Genomic DNA, 22,282 nt, shown 5'->3' with positions numbered 1-22,282 from the left:
CGCTAGGTTGCGTGGTCGCGCAGATGCTCGCGCAACGCGTCAGCGAATGAAAGCGCGATGACCGACGACGGCCAATGCTCTGGCCATACCAGGCTGAGATCGAACGAGGCGCCCGGCTCCAGCGGCCGCAGCTGATCCAGCCCGCCCGGGATGCGCGCGGCGGTCAGCCGGTCTACCAGCGCGATGCCCACGCCACGCATCACCAGTTCCATCGCCACCGAGGTCCAGAACACCTGCACGCGACGTCGCGCGTAGACCTTCTGCTGCTCCAGCAGCGCTTCCAGCCAGAAGCGGGTGTGGTCCAGGTTGTCGTAGATGATGAGGTCGCGGCCAGCCAGTTGTTCCACACGGATGGTGTCGAACTTTTCCAGCGGGTCGCCGGGAGGAATGGCGCAATATAGCTGCAGGCTCACCAGCGGCTCGGCCACCACGCCCGGGTGCTGCCCCCCGTAGAAGCACACCCCCATATCCACCTGGCGCGCTGCCACCCATTCGACGATGCGCGCCGAACTGCGCGTCTGCAAAGCCACGGAGATATTGGGCCGGTCCGCCATGAAACTGGCCAGCACGTCCGGCATGACGGTCAAGGACAGCAAGGGCAAGGACGCCACGGTCAGGTGGCCTTGCTTTTCGCTGCCCAGGTCCTTGATGAAGCTATCCAGTTGCGAAAGGCCGGAGAACAGCCGGTCGACCTGGCCATAAAGCGCCCTGCCTTCGGGCGTAGGCAGCAGACGCCCTCCCTTGCGCACGAACAGCGCCACGCCCACGCGGCGCTCCAGCTGGGCGATGTACTTGCTGGCGGCAGGCTGTGAAATCAGCAGCACCTGCGCCGCCCGGGACACCGAGCCTTCGCGCATCACCGCCCTGAAGATTTCTATCTCTCTCACGTTCATGCGCCGACTATAACTATTTAGCTATAGGGATGGCAATTATTGGTATTAGGCAGTTATGCAGATTGTTCCTAGGATGAACGCTCGACTTTCATCCAGGACCCATCGTGTCGGAAAACTACGCAACCATGGAATTGCCGTTCGGCCCGGAAACCTATGCCGCGAACCTCTCGCTGCTGGCACAGGACATCCAGGCTCAGGGCCTGTCAGCCGCCATCCTGTTCGACCCCGAGAATATCTACTGGCTGACCGGCTACCGTTCCATTGGCTACTTCACCTTCCAGTGCCTGGTGGTCTCGCCCGACGGCGGCATCGCCATGGTCTCGCGCCAGGTCAACCACGCCGTGGCGACCGGCAACCGCAACATCGCACGCTTTGTCGCCATCGATGACATCAGCGACCCGGTCGATGTATTGGCGAGCTACCTGAAGGACATCCTGCCCAGCGGCCGCATTGGCCTGGAAACGGCTTCTGGCTACCTCAGCGTGGCCGCCTACAAGCAGCTGCAAGCCCGCATGGGCCCACGGCTGGCCGACTGGCAAGGCCCGATGGAAGAGGCGCGCAAGATCAAGACCCCGGCGCAGCTGGGCTTCATGCGCCAGGCCGCGCACGCGGCGGTCGCCGGCATCGACGCCGCAGTGCGCGCGATCGCAGTCGGCGCCACCGAAAACGATCTCGCCGCCGCCATGCTGCACGGCGCCACCAAGGCGGGCAGCGAATACACCCGCGTGCCGCTGGTGGCCGTGGGGCGCGCCAGCGGCGTCTGCTTCACCACCTGGCAGCGCCGGGAGCTCAAGCGGGGCGACCTGGTGTTCCTGGAGGCCGCGGCCAACATCAACCGCTATCACGCCATGATCTCCCGCAATTGCGTGGTCGGGCGCGCCACCGAGCGGCAGCGCTTCCTGGCCGGCACCGTCATCGCCGCGCTGGACGCCGCCATCGACGCCATCCGCCCCGGCGTCACCTCCGCCCAGGTGGACCAGGCCTGCCGCGCGGTCTTCGAGCGGGCCGGGCTGGGGCATTACTTCGATCACCGCACGGCCTACGGCATAGGCATCGGCTTTCCGCCCAACTGGGCCGAGGGCCGCTTCCTCGCGCTGCGTCCGGACGACCCCACGGTGCTTGAGCCCGGCATGACCTTTCACCTGGTGCCTTCCCTCTTCATGCCCGAAGGCGGCTTCATGGCCAGCGAAAGCGTGGCCGTCTCCGAGGACGGCTGCGAAGTGCTCACCCGCTATCCGCGCGAGCTGATCGAAATCGACGTCTGACAACAAGACCGGCTCCAACAACATACAAGGGGAATTGCCGTGTTGAAGAACTGGATGTATCCAACCATCGCGGTCATGGGAGTGCTGCTTCTGTGGCATTTCGCGATACCGCTGTTCGGCCTGCCAGCCTACCTGTTGCCGCCGCCGCTAAGCGTGCTCGAACGGCTGTGGACCGACTCGGCGTTCCTGGGACATCACTCCTGGGTCACGTCCGTCGAGACGCTGGGCGGCTTCCTGCTGAGCATCGCCGTCGGCATACCGCTGGGCATCCTGCTGGTGTGGTCGCGTCCGCTGGAGCGCGCCATCATGCCGCTGCTGGTGGTGTCGCAGGCGTTTCCCAAGGTAGCGGTCGCGCCGCTCATCATCATCTGGTTCGGCCTGGGCCTGTTTCCCAAGATCCTGATCGCATTCTCGGTGGCCTTCTTCCCCATCGTGGTCAGCACGGTGGCGGGCATGCGTTCCGTGGACGCGGACCTCAACGACCTGGCCCGCTCGATGCGGGCGGGCGCCCTGCGGACCTTTCTGCGCATCCGGCTGCCGTATGCGTTGCCGCAGATCTTCTCCGGCCTGAAGGTCGCCATTGCTTTCGCCACGGTCGGCGCGGTGGTGGGGGAATGGGTGGGCGCCGAAAGCGGCCTGGGCTACGTGCTGCTGTCCGCCAACGCCAACCTAGACACGACGTTGCTGTTCGCGGTGCTGGTCGCGCTCATGCTCATCGGCCTGGTCTTCTACTACCTGGTCGAGTTTTCCGAACGATTCCTGATTCCCTGGCACATCAGCGTGCGCAGCGACGCCCTGCCCTCTGTCTGACCCCGCCCTCCGGAGACTCCATCATGAAATTCACGACTCGACTTGGCTGGACCCTGGCTTGCCTGCTGGCCGCAGGCGCGGCCGGCGCGCAGGAGAAGCTGAGCCTGCGCCTGGACTACAGCATCTACGGCACGCACGCGCCGCTGTACTACGGCATAGACAAAGGCCTCTACAAGGCCGAAGGCATAGACCTGAGCATCGGCGAAGGCAGCGGCTCCAGCAACACCGCGAAACTGGTGGCGCAGGGCATCGATCCCATCGGCTTCATGGACTACGGCACCATGCTCAAGGGCGTCGCCGCGGGCATGCCGCTGAAGGCCGTCTTCGCCGTGCACCAACGCTCTCCCATGGTCATCATCAGCCACGCGGACGCTCCGGTGCGCGCGCCCAAGGACCTGGAAGGCAAGGTGCTGGGCATGAGCGCATCCGAGTCGACGGCTCAGATGTTCCCAGTGCTGGCCGCCCTGAACGGCGTGGACCAGAAGAAGATCAATGTCATCGCGCCCGCCGTGGGCACCAAGACCGCCCTGTTCCTGCAACGCCGCGCGGACGCCATCACGGGCGTCACCTACTTCCATATCCCGCCGCTGGAAGCGCAGGGCGCAAAGGTGCATTACTTTTTCTATGCCGACTTCGGCGTCAACGCGCTGGAAGGCGGGCTGGCGGCCAATACCAAATGGCTGGAGGCCAATCCCGAAACGGCTCGGCGCTTCCTGCGCGCCACGCGCAAGGCCTACGAGGCGGCCCTGGCCGACCCGGCCGCCTCGGTCGACGCCCTGGTGCGCCAACGTCCGGAACAGGCGCGCAATCGCGAGCAACTGGTGCGCCAGCTGCAGCTTTCGCTGCAGGCCGCCGGCACGCCCAACACCAAGGGATTGCCGTTCGGCGTCTCTGCGGAGAAGGACTGGCAGGCCATGGTCGACCAGTTCGTGCAATCGAATCAGATCGCCAGCCCGGTCCCGACCAGCACGCTCTACACCAACGACTACAACAGGGACTAGATATGGCACAGCACGCAGCCTTGACGCTCGCTCCCGCAGCGGGCGCGCCCGATACGGCGATCGACATCCGCGGCATGGTCCAGCGCTTCGGTTCCTATGTCGCGGTCGACGGCATCGACCTTGCCATACCCGAAGGCCAGTTCCTCTCCGTGCTCGGCCCTTCCGGCTGCGGCAAGAGCACCTTGATGCGGGCAGTCGCCGGCCTGACGCCGCCCACCGCCGGCGAGATCCGCGTGCTTGGCGAGCGCGTGACCGAGCCGGGCGCCAACGTGGGGATCGTGTTCCAGCGTGCGGCGCTCCTGCCATGGCGCGACGTCGTCGGGAACATCTCGCTGCAGCTGGAGATGCGCAAACTGCCCGCGGCGCGTCATGAGGCCCGGCTGCGAGAACTGATCAAGCTGAGCGGACTGGAAGGTTTTGAAAAATGCCTGCCGCACCAATTGTCCGGCGGCATGCAGCAACGCGTGGCGCTATGCCGCGCGCTGATCCACGACCCCGACATCCTGCTGATGGACGAACCCTTCGGCGCCCTGGACGCGATGACGCGCGAAGCCATGAACCTGGAGCTGCAACGGGTATGGCTGGAAAGCAAGAAGACCGTCATGTTCATTACCCACAGCATCTCCGAAGCGGTGTTCCTGTCCGACCGCGTGGTGGTGATGAGCAAGCGGCCGGGCCGCGTGGCGCTGACCGTCGACATCGATCTGCCGCGTCCGCGCAACTACGCCATGGTCGGGCACCCCAACTTCGTCAAGGCGGCCACGGTCATACGCGAGTGCTTCGACGCCGCGGGGATGACGGAATGAATCCCGTCCGCTACGACGCCGGCCCCTACCCCCGGGCCCGCCTGGCTTTCCTGTGCGTGGCAAATGCCGGCCTGACCGAGGGCGAAATGCACGCCATGGCTCCCGACGGCGTGGGCCTGAGCTTTGCCCGCGTGCCCATGGCAACGGCCTGCACCGTGCAAAGCCTGGCCGGCATGGAGGGCGGACTGCTTCAGGCCCTGGACAGCCTGGCGCCAGGGCGTCGCGATATCGACGTGGTCTGCTACAACTGCACCGCGGGCAGCTTCGTGATCGGCAACGACAAGGTACGAGCGCTACTCGCGCAGGCCCGCCCCGGCGCGGCCGTGGCCACGCTGCTGGACGGCGTCACGCAGGCGCTGGACGCGGTCGGCGCGCGCCGCCTGGCGGTTGCCACCGCCTATGACGATGCCGTCAACGAACTGGAGCGCGCTTACTTCGAAAGCAGCGGCCACGAAGTCGTCTCGCTGCAGGGCCTGGGTCTGCCCGACGACGAAACCATGAACCGGGTCTCGGCCGACTATCTGTACGAATTCGCCTGTGCCGTGGACCGGCCCGATGCCGATGCCGTCTTCATCAGCTGCGGCGCGCTGCGCTCCACCGCCATCCTCGGACGTCTGGAGGACAGGCTGGGCAAGCCCGTGATCGGCAGCAATCAGGCCAGCATGTGGCATTGCCTGCGGCTGGCGGGGATCCACGACCGGATGGACGGCTATGGCCGGCTGTTCCGGGAATATTGAAATCCGGACCCGTCATGGATGAAATCGATACCCGACTGATCGGCATTCTGCGGCGCGACGCGCGCACGCCGCTTTCCGTTTTGGCCAGCAAGGCCGGCGTGTCGCGCGGCACGGTCTCCAACCGCCTGCGCAAGCTGGAGGAGGACGGGCTCATCGCCGGGTATACGCTCAAGCTGCGCCCTGACTCCGACCAGGACGGCCTGCGCGCCTGGATGGGCATTACCGTCGACGGCAACCAGACGCGCGCCGTGCTGGCCAGCCTGCTGGGCGAGCCGAGCGTCGAGCAGCTGCACGACACCAACGGCCGTTGGGACTTGCTGGCCGAAATACGCGCAGATTCCACTGCAGATCTGTCCAAGGTGCTGGAACGCGTGCGCCTGATCAAGGGCATCGCGGCCACCGAAACCAGCATCCTGCTCGCGACGTACCGCTGAAACCGGCGCGCTAGGCCGGCAGCGGCTCGCCCCGCAGCCTTATCTGCGCGACGGTTCTTTCCCCGCGCTGCTCCAGCACGAACTGATGCCTGTCCGGATACCTCAGCGTCAACCGCCTGCACAGATTCCCTAGTCCGCCCCCGCCGCTGGCCAGATCGAAGGGCGCGTGCAGCCGGCCGGGATTGTCCACTTCGATGAGCAGTTCATCGCCCTGCAAACGCGTGCGTATGCTGATCGGGAAATGCGCGTGTTCCGAACGCATGCCGTGCTTGATCGCGTTTTCCACCAGTCCCTGCAGCGTCATGCGCGGAACACTGATCCGTAGCGTGGCCGGATCGATCTGGCTGCGCAATTCAAGCCGCTTGTCAAAGCGCAGCGCCTGGATGCGCACATAGGCTTCGGCGGCCTCGATCTCCTCCTCCAGCCTGGACAAGCCTCGTCCGCGCCGGTCCAGCGAATAGCGCAGGTACTCGGCCAGGCTGCGCGTCATTTCCTCTGCGATGGCAGGCCGATCGGCGATCTCGGCCACGATGGTGTTCAGCGAGTTGAACAGGAAGTGCGGCTCGATCTGCAGCTGCAGATGCTCAAGCTCCAGTCTCAAGGAGCGCGTCTCCGCCTTCATCTTGGACAGGCGCTCGCTGCGTGCGTTCAGCTCGGCCGAGACGCCGAAATAGATCAGCGTCCAGATCGAGAGCATGCCCATGTAGTAGAGAAAGCCCAGCCGGTACTGGTTGCCCGGCAGCACGCGGATTGCGCCAGGCAGAAACAGGCTGTGGATGCCATAGGCGATCGACGCCAGCAAGGCCGAGGCGGTCAGGCAGAACAACACCGCGCAGACCAGCACCAGCAAGGGCGGATCGCCTTTGCCCGCACGGCGGCCATGCAGCACGGCCGCCCCGCTGGTCAGGACGAATGCCAGCGGTTCCAGCGCCACGGTAAGCCAGAAGGCTGCGGTGGCATTGCCGAACACCGCCAACCGGATGAAGAAGCCCACGATCGCGAGAAAGAGCCATCCCAGCGTCTGCGCCCGCCAGAAGCCAAGCGAGGACTCCCCTGGACTCAAACCCTGGCCGATCGATGCGAACTTCATGGATGCGCCCCCCGGACGGGCAAAGGGTTCTCTGGAAACTGCATAGGCCTTATATTTACCCGCGTGCCAGACCGGACGACTATACCCGCCACACCATGGCGCCAGGGAGGAAAATGCTGCGTGTGCTTGTCATCGACGATGAAGCCCCGGCGCGGCGCTACCTGCGCCGGCTGCTCGAAGCCTCGCCCGACGTCCATGTCGCGGGCGAAGCCGACTGCCTGGAATTGGCGCGAACGCTGATCCGCGAGCATCGTCCGGATGCCCTGTTCCTGGACATCGAACTCACTGCCGCCACGGGTTTCGACCTGCTGGACCAGCTGGAAGTCCCACCCGCCGTCGTCTTCGTCACCGCGCACAGCGACTACGCCGCCCGCGCCTTCGACGTACAGGCCGTCGACTACCTGCTCAAGCCCGTGCGTCCGGGCCGGCTTGAACAGGCGCTGGCGCGGCTGCGCCCGCGCGCTGGCGGCCACCTGACGCTGCGAACGCGCAACGGCACCAAGATCATCAAGATCCATGAACTGACCATGGCGCAGGCGCAAGGCGACTACGTGATGCTTTGCAGCGCCGCGCACGCCAACGAGCTGATGCACATCACCTTCAAGCGCCTGGCGGCCCAGCTGCCCAGTCCGCCCTTCTGCGCCTTGTCGCGGTCGGTCATCATGAATCTGGAACATGTCTCCCACCTGTCGCAGCTGCCCGGCGCGCAGACCGAGGTCGCGTTCAACAACGGCGTTGCGCCCGTGGTGCTGGGACGGGTCGCGTCGCAGCGCCTGCGGCGCGCGGTGGCGCAGCGCTGACGCGACGGGTCGGCCATTGTGGCCAGCGTCGGGATAGGACCGTTGCCGCATCGGTTCGGGCCGGAAATGTGCCGATTGTCATCGGCCGGCCACGAGACATCACGCAGTTTTCGACGAAACGGGGATTTTCCTCGACCAAACATGCCCCAGGAAGACGGCGTCAATAGCCTATGGGGTAGCCGTCCTTGCGATGATCCGACGCCGCCAGATAGCCTCCCTGCTCCAGCCGGTAGGCCATCTGCGCACTGCCGAACTCCAGATCAAAGCGCGGCGCCACATCGACCTTGTGGCCGCATGCGCGCAGGTGCTCGACAGCATCCGGCGGGACGTTCCACTCCACCGCCACGCCCACGTTGTCATCCTTGATGCGCCAGCGCGGCGCGTCGCTCGCTGCCTGGGGATTCTGGCCGAAGTCGGCCAGCCGGCTCGTCACTTGAAGATGGCCCTGCGCCTGCATGGAGCCGCCCATGACGCCAAAGCTCATCAAAGGCTGCCCGCCCTTCATCAGGAAGCCTGGAATGATGGTGTGGAACGGCCGCTTGCCTGGCGCCACCACATTGGGATGCCCGGCCTTCGTTGAAAAGCCCCAGCCCCGGTTCTGCATGGCGATGCCCGTTCCCGGCACCACCACGCCGGAACCGAATCCCTTGAAGTTGGATTGGATGAACGACACCATGGTGCCGTGCCGGTCTGCCGCGGTCAGATACACCGTCCCGCCGCTGTGCGGATTGCCGGCCCGGGGTTCGCCCGCGCGATCCGGATCGATGAGTTTTGCCCGTTCCGCCAGATAGGCGGGTTCCAGCAGCTGCGCGCTCGACACCTGCATGTGGGCCGGATCGCCCACATGTTCGTACAGGTCCGCGAACGCCAGGCGCATGGCCTCGATCTGCAGATGCAGCGCGCGGCCGCTGTCGCGCCCGCAATCCGCCAGGTCGAAACGTTCCAGCATGCCCAAGGCCATCAATGCGCCGATGCCCTGGCCATTGGGACCAATCTCGTAGAGCTCCAGGTCGCGGTAGCGCATGCCTATCGGCTCCACCCAGTCAGCCGTATGGCCCGCCATGTCGGCCTCGGTGATATAGCCGCCCGTGTTGCGCGCGTGGGCGGCTATCGCCGCGGCCAGCTCGCCGCGGTAGAAGCTCTCGCCCTTGCTGCGGGCGATGCTCTCCAGCGTGGCGGCCTGGCCAGGGCTGGAGAAGCGCTCGCCGGGCAAGGGCGCGCGGCCCCCGGGCGCAAAGGACTCGGCAAAGCCCGGCTGCCCGCTCAGGCGCGGCACCTGCTTCTGCCACTGGCGATGCACCGTGGGCGAAACCAGATAGCCGTCCCGCGCATAGCGTATGGCGGGCTCGAACAAGTCCTCGAACGGCAGCGAACCGAATTTCTCCCAGATCGCGCGCCAACCCGACACGACACCGGGTACCGTCACGCTGCCCCAGCCTATCGGGTCCATGCCATCCAGATGCGCGAACCTGGCCGTTTCCCAGGCGGCCGGCGCGCGCCCCGACGCATTCAGCCCATGCAGGCGCCCGCCATGCCAGACGATGGCGAACATGTCGCCGCCGATCCCGTTCATGCATGGCTCCACGACGGTCAGCGCAATGGCAGTGGCGAGTGCCGCGTCGATCGCGTTGCCGCCCCGCGCGTACATCTGCAGGCCGGCAGCGCTGGCCAGTGGCTGCGACGTGCTGACCACGTTGTCCGCAAGCAGGGGCATGCGTTGCGATGCATAAGGAAGCTGCCAGAAGGGATCGTTCGGAATGGGCATGGAAGTCGGGTCGGAAGTTAGGGGCTGGCCGCCCGCGGGCGGCCAGCAAGAAAGCCGGGACGGCCGCTATTTGCCCGCAGTAATGTTCAGGGCCTTGACCTTGTCGCGCCAGAACGCCTGCTGGTCCAGGATGAACTTGGGCAGGGTCTGAGCCGGAATCTCGCTGATCTGGAAGCCCTGCGCCTCGATGGCCTTGCGGAATCCCGCGTCGCCCTGCGCCTTGGCCAGCGCGCGGGCCACGATGTCCAGGCGGTCCTTGGGCGTTCCCTTGGGCGCCATCAACGCGAACAGGTTCTCCGCCTCCAGGCCCTGCACGCCCAGCTCCTTGAGCGTGGGTACGTCAGGCATGACCGGCAGACGCTTGGCCGAGGCCACGCCCAGCACGTCGATGCGGCCGCCCTGTTTATGCGGCAGCGAGCTGGTCACGCTGTCGAACATGAAGACCGACGCGCCCGAGATGACTTCGGGCAAGGCCTGGCTGCTGCCCTTGTACGGGATCTGCAATGCGTCCACGCCCGCCTGCTCCTTGAAGATCTCGCCCTCCAGGTTGGACAGGGTGCCCGCGCCCATCGACGCGTAGTTGTACTTGCCCGGCGCTGCCTTCAGATAGGCCACCAGGCTGGCATAGTCCTTGATGCCCAGCGTCGCGGGGGTGACCAGGATGTGCGGGGCGCTGGCGATCGCGCCCACCGCATCGAAGTCGCCGTCCAGCGACACCTGCTGCTTGCCATTGAGCGCTTCGTAAATGGAGTTGGACATCACCGACGAGATGTACAGCGTGTAGCCGTCGGCTTCGGAACGCGCCGCCGCCTGCATGCCGATCAAGCCGCCAGCGCCGGGGCGGTTCAACACCACCACCGACTGGCCCAGCGTGTCGCCCAGCTTCTGGCTGAGCTCGCGAGCGAGCACGTCCGTCGCTCCGCCCGGTGGAAACGACAGGATCAGCTGAAGCGAACGCTGCGGAAAATCAGCCGCCCCCGCGCCGGTAGCCGCCGACAACGCCAGCGCGGCAAAGGCGCGCTTCAGAATGCCGAGTCCCTGCGGGCGCGCGGCGGCGCGGTCCGATTTACATACAACACTAGCCATGCGATTCCCCTTGGTTGAAGCGCCGTAGGCGGGTCTGTTGCCTATCCTGGCGGCCCTGGTCGGCCCATTCTATGAATTGCTTTTGCGGCAATCAATATCAATAATTAGCATGCCAATTGCTATTTTGAGAATCACGACATGCTCAGCACCGCGCACCGCTACTTCCTCGAGGTCGTACGCGCAGGCAGCATCAAGGACGCGGCCACGAGCCTCCACGTAGCGCCCTCCGCCATCAGCCGGCAGATCGCCAAACTGGAGGATGACTGCGGCGCGGCCCTGTTTGAACGGCGCCCGCATGGCATGGAGCTGACCCGGGCCGGCGAAATGCTGGCCGACTATGCGCGCCGCGTCGCCATGGATGCCGAACACGTGCTGCGCGATATCCGCAGCCTGCGTCATGCGGAGCTGACGACCATCCGCATAGGCTCCAACGAAGCCGTGGCGCGCAACGTGCTGCCGCCCATCCTGGGCGCGTACCGCGCCCTGCATCCCGATGTAGCGTTCCAGGTGCACATCGGCTCGCCCGGCGTCGTGACGCAGCGCCTGCGCGACAACAGCATCGACGTGGGCCTGGCCTTCAGCCTGAACGCGGGCAACGGCATCGCCGTGCGCTACGAAATCGTCTCGCCCGTTCGCGCCATCATGGTCCCGGACCATCCTCTCGCCAAACGCGCCAGCGTGTCCTTGGACGACCTGCGCCGCTACCCGATCGCGCTGACCGACTCGGGCACCACCGTGCGCCTGTTGTTCGACAGCTCGGCGGCGGGCGGCGACGGGCCGCCTTTCGACATCGCCTATTCGAGCAACTCGTCATCGGTCATTCGCGCCATCGTCGAGGCCGGCCATGCCGTCACGCTGGCCGGCGAGATCACGCTCGCCGAACCGCTGCGCAGCGGCGCGCTGGTGGCCGTGTCCTTGCAGCAAGCCGTCTTCGCCGAACGCACGCTGCAAGTGCAGACCGCCAGCCACGCCCGGTTGCCCGAAGCGACGGCCGCGTTCATCGAGCACCTGATCGAAGCGCTATCCACAGGCGCCCGTTCACGCGATTCTTGACTTGGCGCAGGCTTGCCGCAAAACTGAAGTTCTACACGCGCGCAGGCTCGGCCAGGCGCGGAAGGCCCCGATTCAATGGTCAGAGTGAATGATTGAAGGAGCTCCGCATTGACCACTGCCGCGATGCCCAGACTGAAACTGCGCCGCCTTGTCACCGTGCTGGCGCTCGCGAGCGGAATCATCGCCTTCGTCAACACCCTGTACGCGGCCTACCTGGTGCAGCGCGAGCAGTTGATTGCCAACACCCTCGAGGCCAACCGGGCCTATGCGGTCAAGCTGGCGGAAGTCACCGACATCTACATCGAATCCATACAGCGGCAATTGCTCCTGTCAGCCGAGCGAGCGCCTGGCCTGCTGGGTTCGAAACCCGCCATGGAAGACGAACTCGCGCGCCTCGTCCATCAGAGCGACGGCGTCATGACGGCCGCCATCGCCGACAGTAGCGGCACCATCCTCGCCACCGCTCCCTCCGACGCGGGCTTCGAAGGCAGGACGCTGGTGCGCCAACAATTGGCGACGGGCGCCCAACATCTGAAGGGCCAGATATCGACCCCCTACGTGGGTATGGAGGGCCAGCTGATACTGGCGTTTTCCGAGCCTTTTCGTGATGCCAAGGGCAACTATGCCGGCACGATTCTCACGGCCATCCACCTTCGGCAAGGCAACGAGTTCGACAAACTGGTAGGCGAGCACTTCTACCGCGACGGATCCTACCTGTATGTCGTCGACGGCAACGGCACCATCATTTACCACAAGGACAAGGATCGCATCGGCACCAGCGAAAGAAGCAACGCCGTGGTCGAAGCCGTGCTGCGCGGCGAGACGGGTGCGATGCCCGTGGTCAACACCCGCGGCGCGCACCTCCTGGCCGGCTACGCCGCGCTCAAGAACGGCGGATGGGGCGTCGTGGCGCAACGCCCGCTGGACGAAACGCTGCGCCCGCTGCGGAGCCTGACCGACAGGATCGTGCTCTACGCTTTGCCGGTGGGGCTGATCATGTTCCTGGTCATCTATCTGTTGGGCCGCTGGATCTCGCGGCCGCTGGAGGAACTGGCGCAGATCATCGAACGGGACCAGCCCGGCGCATCCGCTGGAGATCTGGACAGGGTCAAGGGCTGGTACTACGAAGCTGCCCGCCTGCGGAACGCCGTGACGATGAGCCAGAGCTCCCAAACCCGGCGGCTCGACAAGCTGAACACGGACACCATCACCGATCCGATGACGGGCCTCTTCAACCGCAGGGGCCTGGCGCTGCAGATCGCCACCCTGCGCCAGACCCAGCAGCCTTTCGCGGCGCTCGCGCTGGACCTGGACCACTTCAAGCGCGTGAACGACACCTACGGGCACGCGGCCGGCGATCAGGTGCTGATCGCGCTGGCCGCCATCCTCAAGACCTGTGTGCGAGGGGAAGACGCGCCGTGCCGCGTCGGCGGCGAAGAGTTCCTGATCGTGATGCCCAACGCCTCGCGTGACACGGCGGAGATGGTCGCCGGACGCATCCGGGCTGCGACGGCAAGCCATGCCGTGCCGCAAGCGGTGGGGCGTGTCACGGTGTCCATCGGCATCGCGCTGTGGCCGGCGGATGATGCCGACATCGACAAGGTCATGGCGAAGGCGGATGAGGCCTTGTACCGGGCGAAGAATGCGGGACGTGATCGGGTGGAGGTCTGGTCGGCGGCGAGTCCGCAGGCCTAGCCTTCGTCCGCAGGACGCCGCGTATACCCCGCGGCCAAAGCATGCGCGACCCTTTCTGCGTAGCGCTGCATGATGGCCGCCAACGCCTCGAGGTTCTTCGACTTCAGGCGTTGCAAAGGTCCCGTAACGCCAAGGCTGTAGATCACGCCCAGATGCGGCAGATGCACCGGCACGCCCAACGCCGCCAGGCCCTCATCGATTTCGCCGATGCAGGTCGCGTAGCCCTGCTGACGGACCTGGGCGTACTCGTCTCTGATGCGGCGGCTATCCACGCAGGTATGCGCGGTCAAGCGCGGTAGCGGTTCCGCCAGCGCGGCATCGATGACCTTGGGCGCTTGAAACGCAAGAATGGCTTTGGCCGATGCGGCCGCATGCGGCGCCATGCCCTTGCCGGGCAATACGAATCCGCGCCAGGGTGTATCGGGCGCTTCCATCAGCACGGATGACACCTGGTGACCGCTGTGCAGCTTCGCCAGGTAGCAGGTTTCATCGGTCTCGGCCGCCAGGTCGGCCAGGTGCGGGCGCACCACCGCGCCTATCCACTCCGTATCTGCGCTGGCGTATGCCAGCCGCTTCACCCGCGCACCCAGCACATAGGTGCTTGCGGCCAGATCCACCAGTTGTGAGTCCTGCATGGTGCCCAGCAGTCGATGCGCGCTGGTCTTGGGTAAAGCCAGCATGCGCGCGATTTCCGTGAGGGCCAGGCCGTCGGGAAAGGAGGCGAGCAGTTCGAGGATGCGGGTGTAGCGCTCTAGGGGGGGGAGTTTGGAATCTTGGCTCATAGGCGTTCCTTGGACGCGCATTGTAGGGCGGCCGAACGCCCATGCCGGGAAAACCCGGTCTTGCTGTCCTTGCCGGCTGTTTTTTATTATACCGAAAAAAGGAACGTTGTACCGATTTTCGGAACGACGAGAAAGCCATCAAAAACCCTGGGGAAAGCCGCCCCGCCTTCAACGTTGATCGTTACAGGAGCGCAGCATCATGTCTTTCAAGAACATCCTCACCCTTGCCCGCCGCGTTCTACCGGCCGTCGCCCTGGCAAGCCTTGCCAACGCGGCCTACGCCCAGAACGTGGTGGTAGGCGCCACCGTGCCCCTCACCGGCCCCTTGTCGCTGACCGGCAAGCAATACTTCAATTCCCTCAAGCTGGCCGAGGACGACATCAACAAGGCGGGCGGCCTGCAAGGCAAGCCGGTCAAGTTCGTGTTCGAGGACGCCCAGGCGTCCAACGGCACGGCCGTCAATGCCTACGTGAAGCTGGCGCAGGAGAACAAGCCCGCCTTCACCTTTCTCACCAGCTACAGCACCCAGAACATGGCCGTCGCGCCGGAAGTGGCGAAGGCCGGCATTCCTGCGATGTACGCCGGCGGCGCCGATGCCGTCGCGGATCTGCGCAATCCCTGGCTGTTCCGCATCCGCCCGCAGGACAGCACGGCGGCCGTCGCCATGGCGCGCTTCGTCAAGGATGAGCTCAAGCTGTCCAAGCCCGGCATCCTCTACATCCAGAATGATTTCGGCCAGGGCGGCGCCAATGCCGCGGCGGCCTTCCTGAAGGATCAGGGCATCACCCCCGTCGGCACGGAAGCCTATGGCCAGAACGACAAGGACATGTCGGCGCAGATTCTCAGCCTGAAGAACAAGGGCGCCGACGTCATCCTCGCCTTCGTCTACCCGCAGGACGGCGCGATGGTGCTGCGCCAGATCAAGATGCTGGGTCTGAAGCAGCCCGTGGTGGCCTCGTCGGCTGCCTTTGTCCCGGCCGCCATGCAACTGTTGTCGCCAGCCGATCTGGACAACGTCTGGGGCGTGATCGACACCTATCTGCCCGCGACCGACAAGGGCAAGAACTACGCGGAACGCTTCAAGCAACGCTTCTCCATGGACGCCGATCCCTATGGCGCCGCGTACTACGACGGCGCGATGCTGATGGCCCAGGCCATCAACGCCGTCGGCGCCGACCCGCAAAAGCTCCAGGCCTATCTCAAGGACCTGAAGGGTTATCAGGGCGTTTCGCACGTCTACAGCTTCGATGCCAAAGGCAACGGCGTGCACGATGTCGCGATCGTGAAGTTCGCCAAGGGAAGCAAGGACATGCAGTTCATCAGCACCATCAAGGTCGACTGAGCATGGCCGGCGCCACAAGGGGAACTCCATGCAGGAAATGATCCAACTGCTGGTCAACGGCGTCGCGCTCGGCAGCGTCTACGCCCTGGCCGCGCTGGGCTTCGTCATCGTGTATTCGGCCACCAGCGTGGTGAACTTCGCCGCCGGCCAGTTCGTCATGCTGGGCACTTTCTTCGGGGTCAGCACCATCATCCAGGCCCAGTGGCCCGCAGCCCTGGCCTATCCCGTGGCCATCGCGATGATGGCGGTCTTCGGCCTGTTGTTCTATGCCCTGGTCCACTTGCCGCTGCAGAACCGTCCCGTCGTGACGGTCATCATCGGCACGGTGGCCGCCGGCATCGCCATGCAGAACGGCGCGTTGCTGATCTGGGACGCCTGGCCCTTCCGCATGCCGTCGCCTTTCGGCGACGGCACCATCAGCCTGGCCGGCGGCGTCATCACGGTGCACGCCCTGGCCACCATCATCATCACGCTGCTGTTGATCGCCGGTCTCTATGCGCTGCTGCACCGTACTTCCATCGGCCGTTCGATGCGAGCGGTGGCGCAGGACGTCGAGACCGCGAGGCTGATGGGCCTGCCGGTGCGCCTGCTGCTGGGCTTCGCCTGGCTGCTGGCGGCCGTGTTCGCGGGCTTTGCCGGCCTGCTGGTGGGGCCCATGTGGTTCGCCGACGTCAACATGGGCGATGCCGTCGCGCTGAAGGCCTTCGCCGCCACCATCATCGGCGGATTCGGCAGCGTACCCGGCGCGATCGCGGGCGGGCTGGTGGTGGGCTTGATAGAAATTCTTGGCGCGGCATACCTGTCCTCCACCTACAAGGACCTGCTGGCCTTTGGAATCATGATTCTCTTCCTGCTGCTGCGGCCGCAGGGCATCTTCGGCGAACGCATCGCCGATCGGGGCTGACCATGAAACGATCCCATCTGCTCTGCGGTCTGGCCGTCCTGGCGTTGGCCGCCGCCCTGCCCCTCTATACCCAGGGCTACGGCAACCGTCTTGCCAATACCGCCGTCATCTCGGCCATTGCCGTCATCGGCTTGAACTTCGTGTTCGGTTATGCCGGCCTCATCTCGCTTGCGCACGCCGCCTTCATGGGCGTGGCCGCGTACCTGGTGGCCGTCCTGACCACGTCCCACGGCTGGAATCCCTGGCTGGCGGCGCTGCTCGCCATTGCCGCCACCTGCCTGACCGCCTATGTCACCGGCCGTATCCTGCTGCGCCTGAAGGGGCATTACCTGGCGCTGGCAACCTTGGGGCTGAACGTCAGCTTCACCATCGTCGTTTCCAACTGGATCGACGTCACAGGGGGCACGAACGGCATCTCCGGCATTGCGCCGCTCTCGCTGGGCGCCATCAAGCTCGACGACGAACCCAGCTTCTACCTGTTCTCGCTGGCGGTGCTGACCTTGCTGGCCCTGCTGGCCGCGCGCATCCGCCATTCGCATGCGGGCCGCACGCTGATGGCGGTGCGCGACGATGAGCTGGCCTCGGCCATGACGGGACTGCCGGTCACCGAGGTCAAGGTGGCGGCCTTCACGCTGGGCGCCGCCTACGCGGCCGTGGCCGGCTGCCTGTTCGCCTTCCACATACGCTTTGTCTCGCCCGAGGACTTCAACTTCTCCCACTCCATCATCTACCTGGCCATGCTGGTCGTGGGCGGCGAAGGCAGCATCGTCGGCGCGATCCTGGGCGCGGTAAGCGTGACCCTGCTGCCCGAACTGCTGCGCGGCGTCGGCAACGCCTATCTGCTGGTTTTCGGCGTTCTGGTGCTGGTCATCCTGATCGTGCTGCCCCGCGGCCTGATCAGCCTTGTCGACCCGGCCACCTACCGCCGGCGCGCCAAACGCAGCGGCCGGCGCGGCGTGGTCCATGGAAGCAGCCTGTCATGAGCCTCATGCAAGTACAGAACATCAGCAAGCATTACGGCGGCGTGCAGGCGCTGTCGAACGTCAGCCTGGAGATCGGCGCCAACCAGTTCTACGCCATCATCGGCCCGAACGGCGCCGGCAAAAGCACCCTGCTCAATGTGATGACCGGCCTGGTTCCCCCCACATCCGGACAGGTCAGCTTCGACGGCAAAGTGCTGACCGGACTGCCCACGCACGCGATCATCCACGCGGGCATAGGCCGGATTTTCCAAAGCGGCCGACTGTTCACGCGCCTCAGCGTCCTGGAAAACGTCATGCTGGGCGCCGCCATGCGCGACCCGCGCTCGCTGAGCGCGCTGCTGCTGCGCCCCCGATCCACGCGGGAGCGCGAACGCGCCGCCCGTGATGCCGCCTACGACACCCTGCGCCAGTTCGACCTGCACACGCTGGCCGACCGCAGCATAGGTTCGCTGTCCTACGGCAACCGCCGACTGGTCGAGATGGCCAGAGTCATGGTCGCGCGGCCGCGGCTGTTGCTGCTGGACGAGCCTGCGGCCGGTCTGAATTCCGGCGAGGTCGAACAACTGATGGACCTGTTGCGGCGCCTGCGCGAACAGCACCGGCTATCGGTCGTGCTGATCGAGCACAACATGGGCATGGTGATGCGGCTGGCCGAGAACGTGGCGGTGCTCAACTTCGGCGCCAAGCTGGCCGAAGGCACCCCCGCCGAGGTGCAGTCCGATCCCGCGGTGCTCGAAGCCTATCTTGGAGGAGGCTACCAGCATGTTGCAGTGTAGAAACCTGGGTGCGGCCTACGGCGACATCGTCGCATTGCGCGGCATCGATCTGGATGTGCGCGCTGGCGAGGCCGTGGCGCTGATTGGCGTCAACGGCGCCGGAAAAACCACGCTGCTGCGCGCGATCTCCGGCTTGCTTCCCACCACGGGTGAACTGAACTTCGACGGCAGTTCCCTGGACACGCTGCCGATCCAGCGCCGCGTAAAGGCGGGCATCGCCCATGTCCCGGAAGGCCGCAGAATATTTCCGGGCCTAACCGTGAAGGAGAACCTGGAAGTCGGGGGCTCGGTGCGCGGTGGCGGCAGCAGCGATGACTTCGACCGCGTCTACGACCTCTTCCCCCGGCTGAAGGAGCGCGCAAGCCAGCTGGGCTGGTCCCTGTCTGGCGGCGAACAGCAAATGCTGGCGATCGGCCGCGCCTTGATGGCGCGCCCCCGCCTGCTCCTGCTCGATGAGCCTTCGCTTGGCCTGGCGCCGCGCCTGGCCGAAGAAGTCTATGCCCGCATCGCCCGCATCAATGAGGGCGGCATGACCGTCCTGCTGGTCGAACAAAACACCGTGCTCGCACTCGGCGTGGCCGACCGCGGTTATGTCATCGAAAACGGCAGCATCGTCTTGACCGACACGGCCGAGACCTTACGTCTGCACCCGCGGGTCCGGGACGCCTACCTGGGCCGCTAATTCCTGCTTGAGAGAAACCATGTATCCCGATCCTTCCTCCCGTTCACAGGCGCTGCACACGCGCGCCAAGCGCAGCCTGCCCGGCGGCAACACGCGCACGACCGTCTATCTTTCGCCCTACCCCGTCTACGCGGCGCAGGGCGCCGGCTGCCGCGTCCGCGACGTCGACGGCAACGAGCTGATCGACTGCATCAACAACTTCACGGCACTCATCCACGGCCATGCGCACCCGGCGCTGGCCGCGGCGGCGCACCGCCAGATCGACCTGGGCACCGCCTTCGGCATGCCGACCGAGAGCGAAATCGCGCTGGCCGAATTGCTGGCCGAACGCGTGCCGGGCATTGAACACATCCGCTTCACCAACTCCGGCACCGAAGCCGTGATGATGGCGCTGAAGGCCGCTCGCGCCTATACCGGTCGCCCCAAGATCGCCAAGGTCGAGGGGGCCTACCACGGCTCCTATGACCATGCCGAAACCAGCCTGGACGCCAGCCCCGCGAACTGGGGTGAGGCAACCGCGCCCGCCTCGGTGGCGCACTCGCAGGGAACGCCGGCAGGCGTGACGGCGGACGTCGTGATCCTGCCCTTCAACGACTGCCAGGCCACCGAAGCCCTGCTGCGCGCGCACGCCGCCAGCCTGGCCGGCGTGCTGATCGACCTGCTGCCCAACCGGGTTGGGTTGATTCCCGCCAGCCCCGAGTATCTGCGCATGCTGCGGCGAGTCACGACGGAGCTGGGCATCCTGCTGATCGTCGACGAAGTCATTACGCTGCGCCTGGCGCCAGGCGGTGCGCAAGCGCGGCTGGGCGTCACGCCGGACCTGACTACCGTCGGCAAGATCATGGGCGGCGGCTTTCCCGTCGGAGGCGTGGCCGGACGCGCGGACGTGATGGCGGTATTCGATCCCAGCGCCGGCCGTCCGGCGGTACCCCACGGCGGCACCTTCTCGGCCAACCCCGTCAGCATGGTGAGCGGACTGGCCGCCATGCAATTGTTGGATAACGCAGCCTATGCCCAGCTCGACCGTCACGGCGACATGCTGCGGCAGGGATTGAACCAGGCCTTTGCCGACGCCGGCATCGCAGGCCAGGCCACCGGGCTGGGATCGCTCGTCAAGCTGCATCTGAAGGCGCAGACGCTGACCAGCTACCGCGATGCCTATCCCAGTCCGGAACAGGCTCAGGCCATGGCACGCTTCAATCGCGAAATGCTGAACCGCGGCGTGCTGATGGCCAGCTATGGACTCATCGCCCTGTCCACGCCCATGCGGGATCAGGACATCGCCCAGATCGTCGAGACCGCGCATGCAGCGCTCAACGTCTTGCGCCGCGAAGAGGTGTTGGCATGACTGTCACCGTAGGCATAGACGTAGGCGGCACCTTCACCGATCTGATTCTGGTCGATGACGAATCCGGCGCCGTGCGCATCTCCAAGGTCCCCAGCACGCTGGAGAATCAGGCTTTCGGCGTGCTCGAGGCATTGCGCCGCACCGAGGTCCCCCTGGAACGGGTGGACAGCATCGTCCACGGCACTACCACCACCACCAACGCCGTACTCGAACGCAAGCTCGCCAAGGTCGGGCTGATCACTACCGACGGCTTCCGCGACGTGCTCGAACTCGGCCGGCGCACCCGGCCGCACGCCTACGGACTGACGGGCAGTTTCGTGCCGCTCATCCCCCGCGAGCTGCGGCGTGAAGTTCCCGAGCGCATGGACGCCCAAGGCAAGGTGCTGACTGCGCTGGACGAGGAGGCATTCGTAGCCCGGGTCCGGGAACTGGCACAGACCGGCGCGGAAGCCCTGGTCATACATTTCCTGCACAGCTACGCCAATCCCGCCCACGAGCTGCGCGCCCTGGAACTGGCGCGCCAACACTGGCCGAACGACTACATCACCGCCGGCCACACCATCATTTCCGAGTTCCGCGAGTTCGAGCGCGGCACCGCCGCCGCCGTCAACGCCTCAGTCCAGCCCATCCTGGACCGCTACATCGACCGCTTGCAGAGCAGCCTCACCGCGGCGGGCTTTCGCAACGACCTGCTGGTGATGCAAGGCAACGGCGGCACCGTATCGGCGCGCACCATCGCGCGCGCCGCCATCAACACCGTCATGTCCGGGCCGGCGTCGGGCGTCATGGCCGCGGCCTATTCCGGCCGGATGTCCGGGTACCCGAATCTGATCACCTATGACATGGGCGGCACGTCTTCCGACGTCGCGCTCATCGAGAACAGCGTGCCCAAGGTATCCAGCGAGCTGGAGCTGGAGTACGGCATGCCCCTGCACGTGCCGATGGTCGATGTGCATACCGTCGGCGCGGGCGGCGGCTCCATCGCCCGGGTGCAGGCCGGCGGCATGCTGCGCGTCGGCCCCGACAGCGCGGGCGCGCGCCCCGGCCCCATCTGCTACGGACGCGGCGGCGAACTGCCGACGCTGACCGACGCCAATCTGGTGCTGGGGCGGCTCGACCCCGATCGCCTGCTCTCCGTGGATCGCGCGGTCACCGTGGACGAAGTGGCCGCGCGCATCGAGGAGCACATCGGTCGCCCGCTGGGCCTGGACGCGGTGCAGGCTGCGGCGGCCATTCTGCAGATCGGCAACAACAACATGGCCGGCGCCGTGCGCTTGGTCAGCCTGGCCCGCGGCTACGATCCCCGCGATTTCGCGCTCTTCGCCTTCGGCGGCGCGGGGCCGCTGCACGCCGTCGCGCTGGCGCGCGAACTCGCCATACCGACCGTCCTCATTCCGGTGCGCCCCGGACTGACCAACGCCCTGGGTTGCCTGGTGGCGGATGTGCGGCATGACTTCGTAAAGTCTTTCAACCGGCCGCTCAAGGATCTGACGGACGCCGATCTGCAGGCCTGCCTGCATGACCAGATCGCCCTGGGGCATGCCGCCATCGAGCGCGACGGCATCGCCGTCTCCGACATCGAAATCTTCCATCACGCGCAGATGCAGTTCCAGGGCCAAAGCCATCTGTTGACAGTGGCCGTCGAAACCGGCGCCGCCACCGTCGCGCAGCTGCAGGAGGCTTTCGCCCGCGCCTATTGGCAACGGTTCCAGGTCGAACTCTCCGAGTTGCGACCGGTTCTGGTGACGCTGGACACCAGCCTCGTCGGCAAGCGCCACGCCATATCGCTGGACTCGCTGCGCAGCACAGGAACGGCCGCTGCGCCGCCACGGCGGCGTCCGGTGTGGTTCGCGGAAACGGGCTGGACCGACACGCCCATCTACCCACGCGAGCACATCCCCGCCGAAGGCCTGAACGGGCCCGCGATCATCGAACAACTGGACGCCACCACCGTCATCGACCCCGGCGCGCATGCCCGCGGCGACGGCTATGGCAACCTCATCATCACTCTCTAGGGCAGATGCACTCCC

General features: G+C 65.9%; 21 protein-coding genes. 16 read left to right on the top strand and 5 right to left on the bottom strand.

All coding sequences use genetic code 11. The features are described from left to right. Positions 1 to 2: 2 nt before the first annotated feature. The gene (locus IB257_RS11315; RefSeq protein ID WP_158598560.1) at positions 3 to 887 is read right to left on the bottom strand and encodes a LysR family transcriptional regulator; all 885 of its coding nucleotides are present in this window, start codon (positions 885 to 887) and stop codon (positions 3 to 5) included. A 110-nt stretch (positions 888 to 997) separates the two neighbouring features. On the opposite strand from IB257_RS11315, the gene IB257_RS11310 reads away from it, so the two are divergent. Genes IB257_RS11310 through IB257_RS11285 form a run of 6 tightly spaced genes read left to right on the top strand, consistent with a single transcriptional unit; the run spans position 998 to position 5,946 of the window. After that, entirely contained in the window at positions 998 to 2,158 is a 1,161-nt protein-coding gene (locus IB257_RS11310; RefSeq protein ID WP_192492319.1) for a Xaa-Pro peptidase family protein, read from the top strand. A gap of 39 nt (positions 2,159 to 2,197) precedes the next feature. Then, on the top strand, positions 2,198 to 2,968 hold the full coding sequence (locus tag IB257_RS11305; RefSeq protein ID WP_082400822.1) for an ABC transporter permease: 771 nt from the start codon (positions 2,198 to 2,200) through the stop codon (positions 2,966 to 2,968). A 23-nt stretch (positions 2,969 to 2,991) separates the two neighbouring features. Then, positions 2,992 to 3,969, top strand: coding sequence for an ABC transporter substrate-binding protein (locus tag IB257_RS11300; protein ID WP_054452133.1), 978 nt, complete (start codon positions 2,992 to 2,994; stop codon positions 3,967 to 3,969). 2 nt (positions 3,970 to 3,971) lie between these two features. Further along, positions 3,972 to 4,775 (top strand): ABC transporter ATP-binding protein, encoded by an 804-nt coding sequence (locus IB257_RS11295; protein ID WP_119450411.1) that lies wholly within the window; start codon positions 3,972 to 3,974, stop codon positions 4,773 to 4,775. Further along, positions 4,772 to 5,512, top strand: coding sequence for an arylmalonate decarboxylase (locus IB257_RS11290; protein WP_192492318.1), 741 nt, complete (start codon positions 4,772 to 4,774; stop codon positions 5,510 to 5,512). The genes IB257_RS11295 and IB257_RS11290 overlap by 4 nt, the downstream gene beginning before the upstream one ends. A 14-nt stretch (positions 5,513 to 5,526) precedes the next feature. Then, positions 5,527 to 5,946 carry an Lrp/AsnC family transcriptional regulator gene (locus tag IB257_RS11285; RefSeq protein WP_054452136.1) on the top strand — a complete coding sequence of 140 codons (420 nt, stop codon included), beginning with the start codon at positions 5,527 to 5,529 and terminating at the stop codon, positions 5,944 to 5,946. Positions 5,947 to 5,956: 10 nt separating this feature from the next. Here the strand turns inward: IB257_RS11285 and IB257_RS11280 are convergent, their stop codons facing one another. Beyond that, positions 5,957 to 7,036: a sensor histidine kinase gene (locus tag IB257_RS11280; RefSeq protein ID WP_054452137.1), complete on the bottom strand. Its 1,080-nt coding sequence runs from the start codon at positions 7,034 to 7,036 to the stop codon at positions 5,957 to 5,959. Between the two features lie 113 nt (positions 7,037 to 7,149). Between IB257_RS11280 and IB257_RS11275 the strand changes: the two genes are divergently transcribed. Continuing rightward, positions 7,150 to 7,836, top strand: coding sequence for a LytTR family DNA-binding domain-containing protein (locus IB257_RS11275; RefSeq protein ID WP_054452138.1), 687 nt, complete (start codon positions 7,150 to 7,152; stop codon positions 7,834 to 7,836). A gap of 160 nt (positions 7,837 to 7,996) precedes the next feature. Here IB257_RS11275 and IB257_RS11270 read toward each other — a convergent pair whose 3' ends face one another. Further along, positions 7,997 to 9,601, bottom strand: coding sequence for a gamma-glutamyltransferase family protein (locus IB257_RS11270; protein WP_217482916.1), 1,605 nt, complete (start codon positions 9,599 to 9,601; stop codon positions 7,997 to 7,999). A gap of 66 nt (positions 9,602 to 9,667) precedes the next feature. Then, positions 9,668 to 10,687: a tripartite tricarboxylate transporter substrate binding protein gene (locus tag IB257_RS11265; protein ID WP_192492317.1), complete on the bottom strand. Its 1,020-nt coding sequence runs from the start codon at positions 10,685 to 10,687 to the stop codon at positions 9,668 to 9,670. 138 nt (positions 10,688 to 10,825) lie between these two features. Here IB257_RS11265 and IB257_RS11260 point away from each other — a divergent pair, with 138 nt between their 5' ends. Together IB257_RS11260 and IB257_RS11255 are read left to right on the top strand one after the other, a co-directional pair. After that, complete coding sequence (locus IB257_RS11260) at positions 10,826 to 11,740, top strand: LysR family transcriptional regulator (RefSeq protein WP_192492316.1); 915 nt, start codon at positions 10,826 to 10,828, stop codon at positions 11,738 to 11,740. 123 nt (positions 11,741 to 11,863) lie between these two features. Further along, positions 11,864 to 13,435 (top strand): sensor domain-containing diguanylate cyclase, encoded by a 1,572-nt coding sequence (locus tag IB257_RS11255; RefSeq protein ID WP_225588875.1) that lies wholly within the window; start codon positions 11,864 to 11,866, stop codon positions 13,433 to 13,435. Here the strand turns inward: IB257_RS11255 and IB257_RS11250 are convergent. Further along, entirely contained in the window at positions 13,432 to 14,217 is a 786-nt protein-coding gene (locus IB257_RS11250) for an IclR family transcriptional regulator (RefSeq protein WP_119450418.1), read from the bottom strand. The two genes, IB257_RS11255 and IB257_RS11250, sit on opposite strands and share 4 nt — an antisense overlap. A 199-nt stretch (positions 14,218 to 14,416) precedes the next feature. On the opposite strand from IB257_RS11250, the gene IB257_RS11245 reads away from it, so the two are divergent. Genes IB257_RS11245 through IB257_RS11215 form a run of 7 tightly spaced genes read left to right on the top strand, consistent with a single transcriptional unit; the run spans position 14,417 to position 22,267 of the window. Continuing rightward, a complete protein-coding gene (locus IB257_RS11245; protein WP_054452142.1) occupies positions 14,417 to 15,559 on the top strand; it encodes an ABC transporter substrate-binding protein in 1,143 nt (380 codons plus the stop codon). 28 nt (positions 15,560 to 15,587) lie between these two features. Then, positions 15,588 to 16,463, top strand: a complete 876-nt coding sequence (locus IB257_RS11240) for a branched-chain amino acid ABC transporter permease (RefSeq protein ID WP_054452143.1) — start codon at positions 15,588 to 15,590, stop codon at positions 16,461 to 16,463. 2 nt (positions 16,464 to 16,465) lie between these two features. Further along, positions 16,466 to 17,446 (top strand): branched-chain amino acid ABC transporter permease, encoded by a 981-nt coding sequence (locus IB257_RS11235; RefSeq protein WP_192492314.1) that lies wholly within the window; start codon positions 16,466 to 16,468, stop codon positions 17,444 to 17,446. Beyond that, the gene (locus IB257_RS11230; protein WP_054452145.1) at positions 17,443 to 18,222 is read left to right on the top strand and encodes an ABC transporter ATP-binding protein; all 780 of its coding nucleotides are present in this window, start codon (positions 17,443 to 17,445) and stop codon (positions 18,220 to 18,222) included. Before IB257_RS11235 ends, IB257_RS11230 begins: the two co-directional genes overlap by 4 nt. After that, positions 18,209 to 18,904, top strand: a complete 696-nt coding sequence (locus IB257_RS11225; protein WP_054452146.1) for an ABC transporter ATP-binding protein — start codon at positions 18,209 to 18,211, stop codon at positions 18,902 to 18,904. Before IB257_RS11230 ends, IB257_RS11225 begins: the two co-directional genes overlap by 14 nt. 19 nt (positions 18,905 to 18,923) lie before the next feature. After that, positions 18,924 to 20,252 carry an aspartate aminotransferase family protein gene (locus tag IB257_RS11220; protein ID WP_192352834.1) on the top strand — a complete coding sequence of 443 codons (1,329 nt, stop codon included), beginning with the start codon at positions 18,924 to 18,926 and terminating at the stop codon, positions 20,250 to 20,252. Then, positions 20,249 to 22,267, top strand: a complete 2,019-nt coding sequence (locus IB257_RS11215) for a hydantoinase/oxoprolinase family protein (RefSeq protein WP_119450421.1) — start codon at positions 20,249 to 20,251, stop codon at positions 22,265 to 22,267. The genes IB257_RS11220 and IB257_RS11215 overlap by 4 nt, the downstream gene beginning before the upstream one ends. The last annotated feature ends 15 nt before the right edge of the window (positions 22,268 to 22,282 follow it).

The sequence above is a fragment of the Achromobacter sp. ACM03 genome (assembly GCF_014851665.1).
GTDB lineage: Bacteria > Pseudomonadota > Gammaproteobacteria > Burkholderiales > Burkholderiaceae_B > Achromobacter > Achromobacter aegrifaciens.
This window is presented reverse-complemented; position numbering and strand designations above follow the sequence as displayed.

Coding starts and splice junctions, on each gene's coding strand:
- IB257_RS11225 (WP_054452146.1), top strand. CDS start 18,209: ATGTTGCAGTGTAGAAACCTGGGTGCGGCCTACGGCGACATCGTCGCA.
- IB257_RS11230 (WP_054452145.1), top strand. CDS start 17,443: ATGAGCCTCATGCAAGTACAGAACATCAGCAAGCATTACGGCGGCGTG.
- IB257_RS11280 (WP_054452137.1), bottom strand. CDS start 7,036: ATGAAGTTCGCATCGATCGGCCAGGGTTTGAGTCCAGGGGAGTCCTCG.
- IB257_RS11240 (WP_054452143.1), top strand. CDS start 15,588: ATGCAGGAAATGATCCAACTGCTGGTCAACGGCGTCGCGCTCGGCAGC.
- IB257_RS11245 (WP_054452142.1), top strand. CDS start 14,417: ATGTCTTTCAAGAACATCCTCACCCTTGCCCGCCGCGTTCTACCGGCC.
- IB257_RS11250 (WP_119450418.1), bottom strand. CDS start 14,217: ATGAGCCAAGATTCCAAACTCCCCCCCCTAGAGCGCTACACCCGCATC.
- IB257_RS11285 (WP_054452136.1), top strand. CDS start 5,527: ATGGATGAAATCGATACCCGACTGATCGGCATTCTGCGGCGCGACGCG.
- IB257_RS11220 (WP_192352834.1), top strand. CDS start 18,924: ATGTATCCCGATCCTTCCTCCCGTTCACAGGCGCTGCACACGCGCGCC.
- IB257_RS11255 (WP_225588875.1), top strand. CDS start 11,864: ATGCCCAGACTGAAACTGCGCCGCCTTGTCACCGTGCTGGCGCTCGCG.
- IB257_RS11295 (WP_119450411.1), top strand. CDS start 3,972: ATGGCACAGCACGCAGCCTTGACGCTCGCTCCCGCAGCGGGCGCGCCC.
- IB257_RS11235 (WP_192492314.1), top strand. CDS start 16,466: ATGAAACGATCCCATCTGCTCTGCGGTCTGGCCGTCCTGGCGTTGGCC.
- IB257_RS11270 (WP_217482916.1), bottom strand. CDS start 9,601: ATGCCCATTCCGAACGATCCCTTCTGGCAGCTTCCTTATGCATCGCAA.
- IB257_RS11215 (WP_119450421.1), top strand. CDS start 20,249: ATGACTGTCACCGTAGGCATAGACGTAGGCGGCACCTTCACCGATCTG.
- IB257_RS11290 (WP_192492318.1), top strand. CDS start 4,772: ATGAATCCCGTCCGCTACGACGCCGGCCCCTACCCCCGGGCCCGCCTG.
- IB257_RS11260 (WP_192492316.1), top strand. CDS start 10,826: ATGCTCAGCACCGCGCACCGCTACTTCCTCGAGGTCGTACGCGCAGGC.
- IB257_RS11300 (WP_054452133.1), top strand. CDS start 2,992: ATGAAATTCACGACTCGACTTGGCTGGACCCTGGCTTGCCTGCTGGCC.
- IB257_RS11265 (WP_192492317.1), bottom strand. CDS start 10,687: ATGGCTAGTGTTGTATGTAAATCGGACCGCGCCGCCGCGCGCCCGCAG.
- IB257_RS11275 (WP_054452138.1), top strand. CDS start 7,150: ATGCTGCGTGTGCTTGTCATCGACGATGAAGCCCCGGCGCGGCGCTAC.